This window comes from Parerythrobacter aestuarii, assembly GCF_030140925.1.
Taxonomy (GTDB): domain Bacteria; phylum Pseudomonadota; class Alphaproteobacteria; order Sphingomonadales; family Sphingomonadaceae; genus Parerythrobacter; species Parerythrobacter aestuarii.
In genome coordinates this window covers 1,467,504-1,483,892 of record NZ_JARBWD010000001.1, presented here as the reverse complement: position 1 = coordinate 1,483,892, position 16,389 = coordinate 1,467,504, and the positions used below count along the sequence as shown (strand labels likewise).

Annotated in this window: 16 protein-coding genes and 1 tRNA gene; 7 read left to right on the top strand and 10 right to left on the bottom strand. The window is 61.8% G+C overall.

Annotation, left to right across the window (positions count from 1 at the left end; translation table 11 throughout):
- Nucleotides 1-13 precede the first annotated feature (13 nt).
- From QPW08_RS07305 to aspS, 7 genes are all read right to left on the bottom strand, one after another.
- Nucleotides 14-90: transfer RNA gene (locus tag QPW08_RS07305), tRNA-Met, on the bottom strand.
- 95 nt (nucleotides 91-185) lie between these two features.
- Nucleotides 186-704, bottom strand: a complete 519-nt coding sequence (locus tag QPW08_RS07300) for a 2'-5' RNA ligase family protein (RefSeq protein WP_326521302.1) — start codon at nucleotides 702-704, stop codon at nucleotides 186-188.
- Between the two features lie 27 nt (nucleotides 705-731).
- Entirely contained in the window at nucleotides 732-1,700 is a 969-nt protein-coding gene (mltG, locus tag QPW08_RS07295; protein WP_284125068.1) for an endolytic transglycosylase MltG, read from the bottom strand.
- The gene (gene fabF, locus QPW08_RS07290; protein WP_284125067.1) at nucleotides 1,700-2,959 is read right to left on the bottom strand and encodes a beta-ketoacyl-ACP synthase II; all 1,260 of its coding nucleotides are present in this window, start codon (nucleotides 2,957-2,959) and stop codon (nucleotides 1,700-1,702) included. The genes mltG and fabF overlap by 1 nt, the downstream gene beginning before the upstream one ends.
- Nucleotides 2,960-3,058: 99 nt before the next feature.
- The gene (locus QPW08_RS07285; RefSeq protein ID WP_057883643.1) at nucleotides 3,059-3,295 is read right to left on the bottom strand and encodes an acyl carrier protein; all 237 of its coding nucleotides are present in this window, start codon (nucleotides 3,293-3,295) and stop codon (nucleotides 3,059-3,061) included.
- A gap of 116 nt (nucleotides 3,296-3,411) precedes the next feature.
- Complete coding sequence (locus tag QPW08_RS07280) at nucleotides 3,412-4,329, bottom strand: tetratricopeptide repeat protein (protein ID WP_284125066.1); 918 nt, start codon at nucleotides 4,327-4,329, stop codon at nucleotides 3,412-3,414.
- Nucleotides 4,330-4,406: 77 nt separating this feature from the next.
- On the bottom strand, nucleotides 4,407-6,194 hold the full coding sequence (gene aspS / locus QPW08_RS07275) for an aspartate--tRNA ligase (protein ID WP_284125065.1): 1,788 nt from the start codon (nucleotides 6,192-6,194) through the stop codon (nucleotides 4,407-4,409).
- A 201-nt stretch (nucleotides 6,195-6,395) separates the two neighbouring features.
- On the opposite strand from aspS, the gene rnd reads away from it, so the two are divergent.
- From rnd to QPW08_RS07255, 4 genes are all read left to right on the top strand, one after another.
- Nucleotides 6,396-7,598 carry a ribonuclease D gene (gene rnd / locus QPW08_RS07270; RefSeq protein WP_284125064.1) on the top strand — a complete coding sequence of 401 codons (1,203 nt, stop codon included), beginning with the start codon at nucleotides 6,396-6,398 and terminating at the stop codon, nucleotides 7,596-7,598.
- Between the two features lie 9 nt (nucleotides 7,599-7,607).
- Entirely contained in the window at nucleotides 7,608-8,504 is an 897-nt protein-coding gene (locus QPW08_RS07265; RefSeq protein WP_284125063.1) for a hydrogen peroxide-inducible genes activator, read from the top strand.
- Nucleotides 8,505-8,644: 140 nt separating this feature from the next.
- On the top strand, nucleotides 8,645-8,980 hold the full coding sequence (locus QPW08_RS07260; protein ID WP_284125062.1) for a PilZ domain-containing protein: 336 nt from the start codon (nucleotides 8,645-8,647) through the stop codon (nucleotides 8,978-8,980).
- Nucleotides 8,981-9,082: 102 nt separating this feature from the next.
- The gene (locus tag QPW08_RS07255) at nucleotides 9,083-10,036 is read left to right on the top strand and encodes a division plane positioning ATPase MipZ (RefSeq protein WP_284125061.1); all 954 of its coding nucleotides are present in this window, start codon (nucleotides 9,083-9,085) and stop codon (nucleotides 10,034-10,036) included.
- Between the two features lie 10 nt (nucleotides 10,037-10,046).
- On the opposite strand, the gene pgsA is transcribed toward QPW08_RS07255, so the two are convergent.
- Complete coding sequence (pgsA, locus tag QPW08_RS07250; RefSeq protein ID WP_284125060.1) at nucleotides 10,047-10,640, bottom strand: CDP-diacylglycerol--glycerol-3-phosphate 3-phosphatidyltransferase; 594 nt, start codon at nucleotides 10,638-10,640, stop codon at nucleotides 10,047-10,049.
- 121 nt (nucleotides 10,641-10,761) lie between these two features.
- On the opposite strand from pgsA, the gene QPW08_RS07245 reads away from it, so the two are divergent.
- Entirely contained in the window at nucleotides 10,762-12,111 is a 1,350-nt protein-coding gene (locus QPW08_RS07245; protein WP_284125059.1) for an MFS transporter, read from the top strand.
- An 8-nt stretch (nucleotides 12,112-12,119) separates the two neighbouring features.
- Here QPW08_RS07245 and QPW08_RS07240 read toward each other — a convergent pair whose 3' ends face one another.
- Nucleotides 12,120-12,326, bottom strand: coding sequence for a hypothetical protein (locus tag QPW08_RS07240; RefSeq protein ID WP_284125058.1), 207 nt, complete (start codon nucleotides 12,324-12,326; stop codon nucleotides 12,120-12,122).
- A gap of 139 nt (nucleotides 12,327-12,465) precedes the next feature.
- Here QPW08_RS07240 and QPW08_RS07235 point away from each other — a divergent pair, with 139 nt between their 5' ends.
- Nucleotides 12,466-14,127: a thiamine pyrophosphate-binding protein gene (locus QPW08_RS07235; protein ID WP_284125057.1), complete on the top strand. Its 1,662-nt coding sequence runs from the start codon at nucleotides 12,466-12,468 to the stop codon at nucleotides 14,125-14,127.
- On the opposite strand, the gene QPW08_RS07230 is transcribed toward QPW08_RS07235, so the two are convergent.
- Entirely contained in the window at nucleotides 14,124-14,534 is a 411-nt protein-coding gene (locus QPW08_RS07230; protein ID WP_284125056.1) for an EVE domain-containing protein, read from the bottom strand. The two genes, QPW08_RS07235 and QPW08_RS07230, sit on opposite strands and share 4 nt — an antisense overlap.
- A 167-nt stretch (nucleotides 14,535-14,701) precedes the next feature.
- On the opposite strand from QPW08_RS07230, the gene QPW08_RS07225 reads away from it, so the two are divergent.
- Nucleotides 14,702-16,360, top strand: a complete 1,659-nt coding sequence (locus QPW08_RS07225; protein WP_284125055.1) for a putative bifunctional diguanylate cyclase/phosphodiesterase — start codon at nucleotides 14,702-14,704, stop codon at nucleotides 16,358-16,360.
- Nucleotides 16,361-16,389 lie beyond the last annotated feature (29 nt).

Genomic DNA, 16,389 nt, shown 5'->3' with positions numbered 1-16,389 from the left:
CAATTCAAGGAATTGGTAGCGGAGGAGGGACTCGAACCCCCGACACGCGGATTATGATTCCGCTGCTCTAACCACCTGAGCTACTCCGCCATACCAAAGTCGCCTTTGGAGGCATCTCTGCCAGGGCGATTGGCCGCAAGCAGGGCGCGCATTTAGGGCGGGTGTGCGCCCCGGTCAACCTCGTTTCAGGCCTTTTCTTGGCCCCTGAACACGAAGTCGCGAATATGCTCCCACGGGCCGCCGATATAACGGTGCAGGCCCAACCCGCGAAAGGCGAACGCGCGAGGCTCGATAGTGCCATCGAGCAGGGCCTGAAGCCGCTCGGCTTCCTTCGGAGAGACCTTGTTCTGGATCGTCACATGCAGCCGTGGGCGATGCATGTCCTGCGTCGTCAACATGCCGCGAAAGTGCCCGGCGATGCCATCGCGCAGGCGCAGGATGCCCTCGCTTTCAAGCCTGAGCGCCGTGCCCCGCCCCAGCGACATCAGGCCCAGCAGGCGCGCGTCGACCGGGGCGAACTCCGCGGCCAGCCGCTTGCACAGCTCGCCCAGCTCGCGTTCGCATTGCGCGGGGATCGCATGAAACAGCGTGACATGCGCTTCGAGATAGTTCCGCTCGGGCGGGAAATGCGCAGTTCGCAGGGCCGTGGCCCAGCCATGCAGGTCCTTGGGCAGCAATGCGGTCAGGATCAGTGGATGGCTCACGATGTCACCCCGGACCCCGATCGGGGGTCACATTTCGCCCCGTTCTTCCCGCAGCTTGTACCACTCTTCGACATTGGCGTTGTGCTCATCCAGCGTATCGGCGAACTTGTGTCCGCCAGTGCCGTCAGCGACCATGTAAATCGCGCTGGTTTTCGCCGGGTTGAGCACAGCAGCAATCGCCTCGCGCCCAGGATTGGTGATCGGGCCTTCAGGCAACCCAAGCCGCGTATAGGTGTTGTACCCGTTGATCGCCGCGATCTCCGATTGGCGGATACGACGACCAAGCGGCTTACCCTTGGTGATGGGGTAGATAATCGTCGGGTCGGCCTGCAGCAGCATCCCGGTCTTCACGCGGTTGGAATATAGCCCGGCGACCATCTCGCGCTCGGAAGCCTTGCCGGTTTCCTTCTCGACAATCGAAGCAAGGATAACCGCGTCCTTCATGTTGTCGACAGCGGTATCCGGTCCACGCTTTGGCCAGGCCTCAGCAAGATAATTGCGCATTGCGGCTTGCATTCGCGCGAGCACTGCGGTGCGCTCCTCGCCGCGCTCGAAGGAATAGGTATCAGGCAGGACCGAGCCTTCTTCGGGCACCGGGATTTCGCCTGTCAGCAGGTCTTCCGCCATCAGCCGTTCCCAGACCATGATCGAAGGCATGCCTTCCGGGATGGTGACAAAGCGATTGATCGTCTCGCCACGCTGGAGCTTGTCAAAGATTCCCGACGGGCTGATACCGGCCTCGAGCTCGAACTCACCGGCCTGGATCGGGTCGCCACCGCCCAGCAGCTTGGCCCGCAGCAGGAAGGCATCGGCCGAACCGATCACACCTTCTTCCTCGAGCTTCTCCGCAACAGCTGTCAGCGTGGAGCCGGAAGGAACCACGAAATTGGCATCTTCCTGCAGCGCACTGGCACCATACCAGCCCGAGGCGAACCACGCGCCCGCCCCCAGCACCAGCAGGACGACGGCTGCAAGGAGGCAGCCGAGTTTCCGCATCAGTCGACCTTCTGCATCACCAGCGACGCATTGGTGCCGCCGAAGCCGAAGCTGTTGTTGAGCACCGCACGCACTTCTCGGCTCTTGGCCTTGAGCGGCACAAGGTCGACGCCTTCGGTCCCTTCGTCCGGATTGTGCAGGTTGAGCGTCGGCGGCACGATTTGGTCGCGCATGGCGAGCAAGCAGAAGATCGCTTCCACTGCCCCCGCACCGCCCAGCAGGTGACCGATGGCGGACTTGGTCGAACTCATCGATGCCCCGCCAAGGTCACTGCCGAGCACGCGGCGGACTGCCGCGAGCTCGATGGTGTCGGCCATGGTCGAGGTTCCGTGGGCATTGACGTAGTCGATGTCGCCGGCGCTGAGGTCAGCCTTGCGCAGCGCCATTTCCATCGCCAGCTGCGCGCCAAGCCCATCGGGGTGCGGCGCAGTGACGTGGTATGCGTCGCCGGAGAGGCCATAGCCGGTGACTTCACCGTAAATGGTGGCCCCGCGCGCCTTGGCGCGTTCGTATTCCTCCAGCACGATCACACCCGCGCCCTCACCCATGACAAAGCCATCGCGGCCCTGGTCATAGGGGCGGCTGGCCTCGGTCGGGCGATCGTTCATGCTCATGTTGAGCGCGCGTGCCTGCGCGAAACCGGCAATGCCCAGCGGGTTGATGGTGCTTTCCGCCCCACCCGCCAGCATCACATCGGCATCGTCCATCGCGATCATCCGCGCGGCATCGCCGATCGAGTGTGCGCCGGTCGAACAAGCGGTTACGACGGCATGGTTCGGGCCCATGAAGCCGTATTTGATCTGCACCTGGCCGGTGATGAGGTTGATCAGACGGCCATGGACAAAGTGCGGTGAGACCCTGCCCGGGCCGCGTTCGTGCAAGACGATCGATTCCTTTTCGATCCCTGGCAGGCCGCCGATGCCCGAGCCGATCGAGCAGCCGGTGCGGCGCTTTTCCTCATCCGACATCTCAGTGAGGCCAGCGTCTTCGAGTGCCTGCCCGGCAGCATCGATGCCGTAAACGATGAAGGGATCGACCTGACGTTGGATCTTGGGATCGACGCGCTTGTCAGGATCGAATCCCCACGGATGATCCTTGCCCTTGACCTCGCACGCGATGGTGCACTTCTGGTCGGAGGTATCGAAACGGGTGATCTGCCCGGCGCCGCTTTCCCCGGCGATCAGGTTCTTCCACGTCGTCTCGACGTCCCCACCGAGGGGAGTGACAAGACCAAGCCCGGTGACAACTACGCGGCGCATGCAATTCTCCGTCAAAATGGAACAGGCCCGGCCCGCGATAGGGGGTCGGGCCTGTCAGTCCCCGCCAGCCGGGCCGGCGGGGCGAGCAGCACGAAAGGCTTAACCCTTGTGCTCTTCGATGTACTTGGTCGCATCGCCGACAGTGGCGATCTTTTCCGCCGCATCGTCGGGGATTTCGACGCCGAATTCTTCTTCGAACGCCATCACGAGTTCGACGATGTCGAGGCTGTCTGCGCCCAGATCGTCGATGAAGCTGGCTTCCTGGGTGACCTTGTCGGCCTCGACGCCGAGATGCTCGACGACAATCTTCTGCACGCGGTCAGCGGTATCGCTCATTTAGGTGTCCCTCTGTTTGGTGGGGTTACAATGTTGGCTTTCGCCCTAATGAACGCAAGGGATATAGGCAAGAGGGATGGAAAATCCCCCTTTCCCCTGCGGCATCGCGTATCGGCTCAGTTGCGCGAATCCATTTGGTCGAACGCCCTTAGACGCTCGTCAATACGCGCCAAACCCAGGCTGGCATAGGCGCTGCTACCGTCGACAGCGATAGCGCGGCGATAATAGCCTTCGGCAGCGTCAAAATCCCCAGCCGCTTCAGCGCACAAGCCGATGTTGAACAGCAGCGATTCGTGCTCGCCAATTGCCGGTTCCAGTGCGGCGAATGACGCACATGCGCCCAATTCATCACTCTTTGTTTGGCGAATGGCATCGCGAAATTCGCCGCCAGCTGCTTTAGGCATGCCCTTGCGCGATTCCAGCACGCGAATCCCTTCACTGCGCTGGACAGGAGCCAGCGCATATCTCAGCCGGTCGGCGACCTCGTCGAGGGCAGCTTCAACCAGCGGCTCGGAATCGGGGCGGCGCTCATCCATGCAGAAACGCTGCTCGCGCGTGGCGGAGCTTTCATCGGTATCGATCAGGTCTCCATTGCGGCCGACCAGTCGCAGGGTGGGATCCACCCGCACCACGAGCTTGTGGCAGCGGATCTTGCGCTTGCGCTTCTCGACACACTTCTTCTTGGCATCACGCTTGATGCAGTCCTCGACTGTCTTGTCGTAGGAATCCTCCACATCGACTCGAGTCGTCACCGCCCCACGCAGCGCCGCTTCGGCATCACTGGAAAGGCTGGCCGCGTAAATCGTGAACCACGGATCGCCATCGACAATTGCGCCACGCAAGCGGTCCTCGATCTTGATCGAAAGCGTGCCGCCATCGACACCCCCGAATTGCTCGACAGCAATCGAGTCCAGCGCGGCGGCACGATCGTTCCCGGCTGGATAGATTCCGGTGACCATCAGCGTTTCGGCCATGGTGCCCGCCGGAAAAATCGCAAACGCCGCAACCAGAGCAAGCTGCAAGAAACCACGCATTATCAACCACTCCGCTTCCAAACTTTGCCCGAAGGCTTGGCCAAACGCTGGCGAGGGGTCAACCCGTCGCGGAAGCCTTATGCGCCTTCCTTCTTCGGCGGTTCGACGGTGCGGATATGGACGTCGCGTAGCGCCCGCGGAGGCACGGCGCTAGGGGCCCCCATCATCAGGTCCTGCGCCCGCTGGTTGAGCGGGAAGGCGATTACTTCGCGGATGTTGGGCTCATCGGCCAGCAGCATCACGATGCGGTCGATGCCCGGAGCAGAACCGCCGTGCGGCGGTGCGCCGAGCTTGAATGCTTCGATCATCCCGGCAAAGTCACGATCGACATCTTCCTGGCTGTAACCGGCGATCTCGAAGGCCTTATACATGATCTCAGGCTTGTGGTTCCGGATCGCGCCCGAGCTGAGCTCATAGCCATTACAGACGATATCGTACTGCCAGGCGAGGATTTCGAGCGGGTCCTTCGATTCCAGCGCTTCCATCTCGCCTTGCGGCATAGAGAACGGGTTGTGGCTGAAATCAACCTTCTTCGCCTCTTCGTCGTATTCGAACATCGGGAAGTCGACGATCCAGCAGAACTTGAAGCAGCCCTGCCCGATCAGGCCCAGCTCCTCGCCCACGCGGGTGCGTGCGGCACCGGCGAGCTTGGCGGCGTCCTTTTCCTTGCCCGCAGCGAAGAACAGGCCGTCGTTCTCGCCCAGCCTCAGTTCGGCATAGAGCTTCTCCATGCCCTCGGTGCCGTGGTTCTTGGCGATCGGCCCGCCGAATTCGCCGCCCTTGCGGGTGACGTAGCCGAGGCCGGCGAAGCCTTCCTTGCGCGCCCAGTCGTTCATGTCGTCGAAGAACTTGCGGCTCTTCTCATGCGTATTCGGCGCCGGAACCACGCGGACACGGCCACCGGTGCCGACGATCTTCTCGAACAGACCGAATCCGCTCGACTGGAAGTGATCGGTCACGTCGCTGATGACCAGCGGGTTGCGCAGGTCCGGCTTGTCGGTGCCGTATTTCAGCATCGCATCCGCATAGGGGATGCGTGGGAAGCTGCCGGCCGGAGTCACGCTCTTGCCGTTCGCGAATTCCTCGAACACGCCGGCCAGCACCGGCTCGATCGCCTGGAACACGTCTTCCTGCGTGACGAAGCTCATTTCGAAGTCGAGCTGGTAAAATTCCGGCGAACGGTCGGCGCGCAGGTCTTCATCGCGGAAGCACGGCGCGATCTGGAAATAGCGGTCGAAACCGGCGACCATCAGCAGCTGCTTGAACATCTGCGGTGCCTGCGGCAGCGCGTAGAAGCTGCCCGGGTGCAGGCGGCTCGGCACGATGTAGTCACGCGCGCCTTCGGGGCTCGAGGCAGCGAGGATCGGGGTCTGGAACTCGGTAAAGCCCTGCGCCGTCATGCGGTTGCGGATCGAAGTGATGACCTGCGAACGCAGCATAATGTTCTTGTGCACGCGCTCGCGCCGCAGATCGACAAAGCGGTACTTGAGGCGGATGTCTTCCGGATAGTCTTCCGCCGAGTTGACGATCAGCGGCAGCTCCTCGGCGCGGCTTTGCACCGTCACGCTGCGAGCGAAGACTTCGATCTCGCCGGTCGGCAGGTTGGGGTTCACCGCCTCTGCCGCACGCGCCTTTACGTCACCGTCGATAGTGACGACCGATTCCAGCTTGAGTTTCTCCAGCACCGGCAGCGCCGGGCTGTCGCTGTCGGCCACCACCTGCGTGATGCCATAATGGTCGCGCAGGTCGACGAACAGCACGCCCCCATGATCGCGCTTGTTATGCACCCAGCCCGACAGGCGGACGGTTTCGCCGACATTTTCCTTGCTCAGCGCTGCGCAGTTGTGGGTACGATAGGCGTGCATCTAAAATCTTTCCATTTTCGGAGCTATGAGGCTAAGGGCGCGCGCGTTCGCGTGCACGGTTTGGCCTGACTCGCTTTAGAGCTGGCCCCCTAGCCGGATTTCGCGCGCGCTAACAGGGGATGCTCCGCACTTTGTCAAGTCGCATGAGCGTCACTGGGATCACTCCCGAGGGCGGTACTCCGCCCAACCGAAGAAAGACCGATGAAGATACACGAGCTGATCACGACCACCGAGCCGCTTCGCGAACTGTGCGAACGCCTCGCAAAATCCGAATTCGTTTGCGTGGACACGGAGTTCATGCGCGAAAACACCTACTGGCCCGAACTCTGCCTGATCCAGATCGGCAACGAGGAAGAGGCCGCCGCGGTCGACCCGCTGGCGGACGGCATCGACCTCGCCCCACTATGGGAGCTGATGTGCGACAATGAGGACGTGCTGAAGGTCTTCCACGCCGGCGGGCAAGACGTGGAAATCGTCTTCAACTTCACTGGCAAGACACCGCACCCGATCTTCGATACCCAGATCGCCATGATGGCAATCAGCCAGAGCGAACAGATCGGCTATGCCAACCTTGTTGAAAGCTGGCTTAACAAGACCATCGACAAGGGCGCGCGCTTCACCGACTGGAGCCGCCGCCCGCTAACCGATCGCCAGATCGAATATGCCATCGGCGACGTGACATACCTCGCGACCATCTTCCCCAAGATCCTGAACAAGCTGATCAAGACCGGGCGCGGGGCGTGGCTTAATGCCGAGATGGACAAGCTCGCTGACCCAGCCAATTACGAGAACGATGGCGACCTTGCCTGGCGGAGGATTCGCTCGCCGGGGCGCAACCCGACCGTGCTGGGTCGGCTCAAGGCGCTGGCCGCGTGGCGCGAGAGCGAAGCGCAGCACAAGAACATCCCGCGCGGCCGCATCGTCCGCGACGAGACGCTGGCCGATATCGCCAGCCATCCGCCCAAAAAGCAGTCCGATCTCGCCAAGGTCCGCGGCCTCAGCCAGGCCTGGCGCGACAACGAGATTGGCAAGCGGCTGCTCAAGGTCCTGGAAAAGGCCGAGCCGCTGCCTAAGGAAGAAATGCCGGAAAAGGCCAAGCGCGGGGCCCCGCTGGGCAAGGAAGGCGCGCTCGTGGCCGACCTCCTCAAGCTGCTGCTCAAGATCCGCGCCCGTGAAATCGACATCGCCGCCCGCCTGCTGACCCGCGCCGATGAAATGGAAGCCCTCGCCGCCGGTGTGCGCGACTTGCCGATCCTCGAAGGCTGGCGCTATGAAGTCTTCGGCAAGGACGCGCTCGAACTGGTCGAAGGCAAGCTCGCCTTCGCAGTGAAGAACGGCAAGCTTACCATGACCCATGTCGACGACATGGCCGAAGAACTGGCGGAGCGGCAGGCGGCGGAGTAGGGTTCGCCCATGTCCACCTACCTCCCCACCATCAAGCAGCTGCAGTACCTCGTCGCGCTACATGAGCATGGGCATTTCGGGCGTGCAGCGGAGGCTTCGTTTGTTTCGCAGTCCACCCTGTCAGCCGGCATTCGCGAGTTGGAATCGCTGCTCGGTGTGACGCTGGTCGAGCGCAGCCGCCGGGTGGTGCGGTTTACGCCGCTGGGCAACCAGGTGGTGGAGAAGGCCCACCGGTTGCTGCGCGAGGCGGAAGAGCTTTCCGATCTGGTGCAGGCGGCGGGCAAGCCGCTGTCGGGCACTCTCCGCATGAGCGTCATCCCCACTATCGCGCCGTTCCTGCTGCCGCGTATCCTCCCGCGGCTGCGCAAGGAACGGCCCGAGCTTAAACTGTTCCTGCGCGAGGAGACCAGTCACGATGCAGTGGAATCGCTGCATCACGGGCGGGTCGATTGCGTGCTGCTGGCCCTGCCCTTTGCCACCGGCGATATCGAGATGGAGCATATTGCCGATGACCGGCTCTATGTCGCTTTCCCGAAGGACGATCCGCGCGATCCGCCAGAGATCGTGAAGCCCAGCATGATCGACGAAGGCCGCCTGCTGCTGCTCGAAGACGGGCATTGCCTGAAGGAGCACGCCCTCGCTGCCTGCAACCGGCCCGAATTGCGCGGCAGCGCCACCATGATCGGCACTTCGCTGCACACGTTGGTGCAGATGGTCGACAACGGGCTTGGCCTGACAATGCTGCCGGAAATGGCGCTGGAGGCGAACATCCTTGCGGGTACCAATGTCGTGGCAAGACCGCTCAAGTCTGCTGCGGCCAAGCGCGAAATCGCTTTGATATGGCGCAAGAATTCGCCGCGGGGTGATGAATTCAGGCTGTTCGCCGAAGAATTGCGTGCCGGCTGACAAAAGCGGTATCGTTAACCCGGTGGATTACGCCAGTGTTCAATCACTAAATTGCCCTAAACGCGGCGTTCACGAAATTTTTGCCTATTTGTAACAATGTGCTCTACTCAAGGGTCCAATAATGCAGGAAGGCTGCCATCATGCGGTCATACAACCGGTTCGCAACCGACGAGGAAATCAACGTCATCATCAATGGCGAACGCGACGTCGCGACGCTCTATAACCTGTCCCCGGGCGGGTGCATGATCGAGATCCGCAATTCGGCTGCCCGCGAAGGCGCAGAGGTCGAAGTCAACCTGCGTGACATGGTGACAGCGCAAGGCGCCATTGTCTGGCGCATCGACCAGCATGCCGGGATCAAATTCGGCACGCCGGTGCATCACAAGATCGTGCAAATGCTCGGCTACGCCGCAACCAGCGAAAAGTTCGATGCCGAGGATCCGCGCGACCGCTTCGGACTGCCTCTGTTTGGCTGACGTCGCTCCACAGCCCCTTTTGCCCGGGACATCTCTGTGCACCAACTGTTAGCACCTTGTGGATAAGTCTGCCAGCATCGGCAGACAGGGGGAGCGCCGCGCATGCTCAATGACAATGACCAGCCGCCCCAATCTCGCGACGGGATAGCTACTGATGAGCATCCCCGGGTCGTCGTCGCAGACATCGCCGCCCGATTTCGCCTGCCCGGCCATGTCATTACCTTTGCCAATGAGAAAGGCGGCGTCGGAAAATCCACCCTCGCCTTTCACACGGCTGTAGCACTTGCGAGTCTCGGCCAGCGCGTGGTCGCGATCGACCTCGATCGTCGTCAGAGGACACTTCACCGGGGCTTGCAATACCGACACGGCACAGCATCAAGTGTGGGCGTGCACCTGCCGATGCCCGTTGGGGCAGTGCTCGATCGGCCCAGCGCCGCGCAATTGTGGCAGGAAGTGCTGCGGCTCGATGCAGCTGCCGATTTCATCGTTATCGACGCCGCCGGGGCGGACTCGCCGATCTTCCGCCGCGCCGTGGCGCTCGCCGATACGCTGGTAACTCCCGTCAATTCCTCATTCCTCGATCTCGAACTGCTGGGTCGGCACAATCCCGTCACCCGCGAGATCAGCCAGACCGGCTGCTTTGCCTCACTCGTCACGGAACTGCGGGCAGAGCGCATCGAGGCCGGATTCGCTCCGACCGACTGGATCGTGTTCAAGAACCGCGTCCGCCATGCCGAAAAGCGCCAGGGCGAGCGGATCGCGGAAGCCTTGCAGGCGCTTTCACGTGAGCTCGACTTCCGCATCGGCCAGGGCCTGAGCGAGCGGGTCGCTTTCCGTGAACTGTTTCCGTTCGGGCTTACGCATCTCGACCTGAAACACTTGCCTGGCATGTCTCAGATGGAAGCACACACCGCGCGAGAGATTGATCGAATGATGGCAGACCTCGCTCTCAGTTTCAGCGAAGAGGCAGCGCCCCGGCTTGCCCAGCCGCCGAAAGCGCGTAGGCTCAACCGTTCGGTTGCTGCCTTCAGCGAAGCACTCGCCGCCTATCGTTGAGCCGATCGACTCAATCCATGTGCTTGAGGCCGACTCGCAGGTAATCCCAACCGGTCACGAGCGTCAGGATCGCTGCTCCCCACAGGCTCCAGATGCCGATCGTATGCGAGACGTTGAAGGTCGTCTCACCCACGGTTGCCAGCCATTGCGGTGTAGCCCCCGAAAAGATCAGGGCCCCAAGCGACAGCAGCTGGAAAGTCGTCTTCCATTTGGCGAGCTTGGTCACCGGCACCGACACCTGCAGCCCGGCGAGGAATTCGCGCAAGCCCGAGACAGTGATCTCGCGCACGAGGATGATCAGCCCGGCAATGACGTGAAAATCACCCATCACAGGCCCACGCAGGAAGCCTTGCGCCGTCAATACAAGGATGATCGAGGCAACCATGATCTTGTCGGCAATCGGATCGAGGAACTGGCCGAGTTTCGACACCGTACCTTGCGCGCGGGCCAGGTACCCGTCCAGATAGTCTGTGATGCCGATGATCGAATACAGCACGAAGCCGATGGCATAGCCCAGCTCCCATCCCGGCCACCACAAGAAGAAAGCCAGCAGCGGCACCGCAAAGATGCGCGACAGGGTCAGGAGGTTGGGCAAGGTCAGCATGTCAACCTAGCGCTTAGCGCGTTCTGCTGCCGGGCAAAAGCACTTGCATACCCCCTATCCCTAGCTGCGATGTGCCTCTAGTGTCGGCCGCGAGGCGCGCATCCGCGCGTGAGGGGAATCCATGACGACGCTCAAATTGCTGCGCCGCCGCCGCTTCCTGCCGCTGTTCACGACGCAGCTGCTGAACGCTTTCAACGACAATCTCTACAAGACCGCGATGGTCCTGTTCGTGGTCTATTTCGTCTACAATTCGGAAGAAGCGGAAGGGTTGTTCAGCGCGGTCGCCTCGGGCCTGTTCATCCTGCCGTTCTTCGTGCTGTCGGCGCTCGCCGGGCAGCTCGCCGACATGCGCGACAAGGCGCGCATCATCCGCATCGTCAAATTCTGCGAGATCGGACTGATGCTGATCGGCGCGACCGGTCTTTACCTGTCGTGGAAGGGGTTCGAAATGCCGGTGGCGATCCCGCTAGGCTTTACCACTCTAGACACGACCTTCCCGATCATCCTGTTGTTGTTCGCGCTGTTCCTCACTGGCGTGCAGTCGACCTTCCTCGGCCCGATCAAATACGCCATCCTGCCGCAGCACCTGCACAAGGACGAGGTGCTGGCGGGTACCGGACTGGTCGAGGCTGGAACCTATGTCGCCATCCTCGCCGGGACGATCCTGGCCGGCTGGATCCCGGTCCAGTATGCCGCCGCCAGCATCATCGGCGTGTCAATCCTGGGCTATATTTCGGCACGTCAGGTTCCCACTGCACCGCCGCTGGGCAAGGTCGAGAAGATCGACCTCCATATCATCCGCGCATCGATCGCGCTGGTGCGCAACACCATGCATGACAAGCAGGTGTTCTACGCCATACTTGCCATCAGCTTCTTCTGGACCATCGGCGCAGTGCTGTTCATCCAGTTCCCACCGCTTGCGAAAAACGTGATCATGGCAAGCAAGGAAGTCGCCAGCGTGTTCCTGGTAGTGTTTTCGGTCGGGGTGGCGCTTGGTTCCGTAACCATCAACCACTTGCTCAAGGGCGATGTCTCGGCGCGATATGCACCCTTCTCCGTACTGGCAATGGCAGGCTTTGTCTTTGCATTCTATCTGGTCTGCAAGCTGTGGCAGATGGACCAGCCGACAGAACTGCTCGATGTTTCCGAGTTCATCGCCTGGCCGATGGCATCGGTCTTGCTGCTGTGCCTGCTCGGCATATCTGTGGCTGGCGGCATGTTCGTGGTGCCGCTCTACGCATTCCTCACGACACGGGTTTCGACCGACCAGGCGTCACGCACGATCGCCGCCAACAATATCGTCAATTCCGGAGCAATGGTGGCCGGGTCGCTCATGGCAATGGTTCTAACCGCTGCAGGTGTGCCGATTGCCGAGCAGGTCCTCCTGAGCGCCGCGATGTGCCTCGTTTCGGCCTGGTTGGGCAAGCGGCTACACCAGGCCGAATTAGCCGACCAACCGGAAGCGGCCTAGGCCCTTGATCAGACCAGGAAGACCAGCGCTGCCGCAAGGCAAGCAAAATAGGCGCTGGCAAAACCTCGCACGTCATCGCGGCTGACAGTCCAGGCAGAGCGCGGTGCCCTCGCAATAGTGTCACCGCGCACATGTGGTGGCAGCGAAGCGAGGAAGGAATGGCGCGCACCCTCATCGGTGAGCACCAGCGACCGGCGTTGTTTTCTCGTTGTCATGAGACAAGCGTTTACACTTTGCTAACCATTGCGCGCGGCATGAATCGGCGTTGTCGCGCGATGGGACATTAAGTTTTCCTGTTCACCGTGTGCGCCATCCGCGTTGTGGGAAAATCGCTGTGGCGCTAGAGGCCGCTGGATGAACGAACATACCACGCCCGATGCTGCCCGCCTGCTGGTCCAATGCCTCGTCGAGCAGCACTGCGACCGCATCTTCACAGTTCCGGGCGAGAGTTTCCTGCAGGTCCTCGATGGGCTTCACGGCCAGACCGACATCGACGTCATTACCTGTCGGCAAGAAGGCGGTGTTAGCTTCATGGCCTGCGCCGACGGGGCCATGACCGGTCGCCCAGGCGTCGCTTTCGTAACCCGCGGACCGGGGGCAACCAACGCCAGCATCGGCGTACATGTCGCGTATCAGGATTCGCAGCCGATGGTCTTGTTCGTAGGCGATGTCGCACGCGAGATGCGCGACCGCGAGGGATTCCAGGAAGTCGACTTCGCGGCCTTCTTTGGCCCTATCGCCAAGTGGGCGGCGCGCATCGACAGTGCCGACCGCATCCCCGAATATGTCGCTCGTGCCTGGTCCGTCGCCATGTCGGGCAGGCCCGGACCGGTGGTACTGGCCCTGCCGGAAGACATGCTGTCCGACGCCACCGAGGCCAAACCGCGCCCCGAAGCCATCCGTCCGGCGCAGCCACCCTGCCCCGACGCGATGCAGGCGATGATGGCCATGATCGGCGATGCTGCCTCCCCCGTCGCCATCATCGGCGGGGCCGGCTGGAACGCCAAGGCGCGCGAGCACTTCCAGGCCTTTGCCGAACGGATCGGCCTGCCGGTGGCGACGGCCTTCCGCCGGCAGGATGCGATCTCGCCGCGCTCGCCGGTCTATGCCGGCAACCTCGGCTATGGCCCCAATCCGAAACTGGTCGAGCGGATCAAGGCGGCGGACCTGATCCTCGCGGTCGGGGCGCGGCTGGGCGAAGCGACCACCGATGGCTACACCATCGTCACCCCGGATCACCCGGACCAGCAACTGATCCATGTCCATCCCGATCCGGGCGAGCTCGGCCGGGTCTACCGTACCGACCTGGCGCTATGTGCCGACATGCCCGAATTCGCCGAAGCCGCTGCGTTGTGGGACGACGGCAGCATCATTCCCTTCGATGCCGGGCCGCAGGCCCATGCCGAATGGGAGGAATGGTCTACACCGGCTCCCTCGGACTGGCCTCTAGATCTCGCGTCATGTGTCGGGTTTATGCGCGAGACGCTGCCTGCGGACACGATGATCTGCAACGGTGCGGGCAATTTCGGCGGCTGGTGGCACCGCTACTGGCGATACGACGGGCACCCCACCCAGCTCGCGCCCACTTGCGGAGCGATGGGCTATGGCGTCCCCGCAGCGGTCGCTGCCGCACGCCGCTTCCCCGATCGTACTGTCGTAGCCGTGTCAGGCGACGGCGATTTCCTGATGAACGGGCAAGAGCTGGCAACAGCTGTGCAATACGGTGTCGACCTGCTGGTGGTGGTTGTCGACAACGGCGCTTACGGCACGATCCGCATGCACCAGGAACGCGAGTTCCCCGCGCGAATCTCTGCGACTGAATTGAAGAACCCCGACTTTGCGGCGCTTGCCATCTCCTTTGGGGGTTGGGCAGCCCGGGCCGAGACTACCGATCAGTTCAAATCCGCCTTGCTCGAGGCACAGGGCCGCAAGGGCCTGCGCCTGATCCATTGCGTCATAGATGTCGAACAGCTGGCCGCCAGCGGAGCGACCGTCAGTGGTTTGCGTTCGCGCTAGAGCCCACCCATCTTGCAGATGACCTTCCATTCGGCGGGGGTAATCTCAGCCACGGAAAGGCGCGACAGGCGCACCAGCTCGCAATCGGCCAGCTTGGGTTCTGCCTTGATCTGCTTGAGCGTTACCGGCTGAGGGAGCTTGGTCTTGGGCTTGACCTTCACAGCGTTCCACTTCTGCTCGGGATCGGTCGGATCCATGATCCCATCGACGCTGACTTCGCAGATGCCGACTATCTCCAGCCCTTCACGCGAGTGGTAGAAGAAGGCTTCGTCCCCAACCTTCATCGCCGCAAGGTTGTTACGCGCGCGGTAATTGCGGACCCCGTCCCAGGTGCCTTCCTTCTCGGCAACGAGATCGTCCCAGCTGTACTTGAAGGGTTCCGATTTCATCAGCCAATACCGCGCCATGCCGGGCTATCTCCTTGTTCATTCGATGGATCGCTCCAGCCTGCCGACTGCAGGGCTGGTAGGGTAAGGGATGGGTAAACAAGCAATTTACCCAATTTTCAACCGCAGTGGTCATAAACGGCAGCTTACCAACCCCTCAAGAAGGGGAAGCCGCCTACTGGGGGATCATGGCAAAGTTTCCGGGCAAGAGACAGGACGGGCTCGCCAGCGCCCGGCGCGATATTGTCGCGCTGGGGATCGCTGCTGCGGCGATCATCATGTTCGTGGGTACGGGCAGCAAGGTCGTCCCGCAAATCGTCCGTCAATGGACATCGGGTGCCGGTGCAGGGCCCGATCTCATGCTCACCAATGCGCTGCTGCTCAACATTGCACTGATCATCTTCGGCTGGCGCCGCTACCGCGAGCTCCGGCTGGAAATCGACACCCGCCGCGAGGCCGAGGCTCGCGCACGCGAGTTGGCGGAGATCGACCCTCTTACCGGCTGCCACAACCGTCGGAGTGCGACGATCGAAACCGATCGCTCGATCGCCAAGGCCGAGCGTGATGGCAAGGCCATCGCCTTCATCATGGTCGACCTCGACAACTTCAAGCAGGTCAATGACCTGAACGGTCACCAGGCTGGCGACGACGTGCTGGTACGAACCGCCGAACGCATGACCGCGCTGTTGCCGCGCGAGTCAGTGCTGGCTCGCCTCGGCGGCGATGAGTTTGCCGTCGTCTACCCCTATGACAAGAATTCGCCCGATGTTGTCGAACAGTTCGTATCGCGACTGATCAACAGCATCGCCGCGCCCATGGCTATTGGTTCGCAGCAAATTGAAGTGACCATGTCGATCGGGATCGCTTCCGGCCTGTCGGGGCGTCATGGCGAAGGTTGCGAAGTCGATGCCCAGGTGCTGATGCACCAGGCCGATATCGCGATGTACCATGCCAAGCGGCAGGGTAAGAACCGGTACTACTGGTTCGAAGCGACGATGGAGAACGAGCTGCGTTTCCGCAACCAACTGGAAACCGGCATCCGCCTGGGTGTCGAGAAAGGCGAGTTCGTCCCGCATTACGAACAACAGGTCGATATCAAGACGGGCCGGCTGGTCGGGTTCGAGATGCTGGCGCGCTGGAATTCGTCCAAACTGGGCATGATTAGCCCGGAAATATTCATTCCCATCGCCGAAGAGATCGGCCTGATCGCCGAGCTTTCGGAAGGCCTGATGCGACAGGCGTTCCGCGACGCGCAGGACTGGGATCCCTCGCTTACGATTTCCGTCAACATCTCACCGGTACAGCTGCGCGACCCGTGGTTCTCGCAGAAAATTCTCAAGCTGCTGCTGGAATGCAATTTCCCGCCGCAGCGGCTCGATATCGAAGTGACTGAAAGCTGCCTGCATGAAAACGTCGGTGTCGTGCGGTCGATGATCACCAGTCTCAAGAACCAGGGCGTGAAGATCAGTCTCGACGATTTCGGGACCGGTTACTCCTCGCTGGCCCAGTTGCGGTCGCTGCCGTTCGACCGGATCAAGATCGACCGCAGCTTCGTCAGCGAACTCAAGGAAGCCGACGCCAATTCGCAGATTGTTGCAGCCATTATCTCGCTCGGCGCAGGGCTGGATATGCCGATTACAGCGGAGGGCATCGAAGACAGCACGATCCTTGAGACGCTCAAGACCATGGGCGAGATGAAAGGCCAGGGCTATCTCTACGGACGCCCTGAAAGCGCCGACGATGTGTGCAAGCGGCTGGAGAAGCAAGGCCTGCTGGTTGTTCGGGATGCTGCACCCGCCGATGCCCCGGGCGAAACAAGCGAAGACGCCGCCCGCAAATCGGCCTGATCTGGGAGTTCGTGCCCCTTTACGCCGAA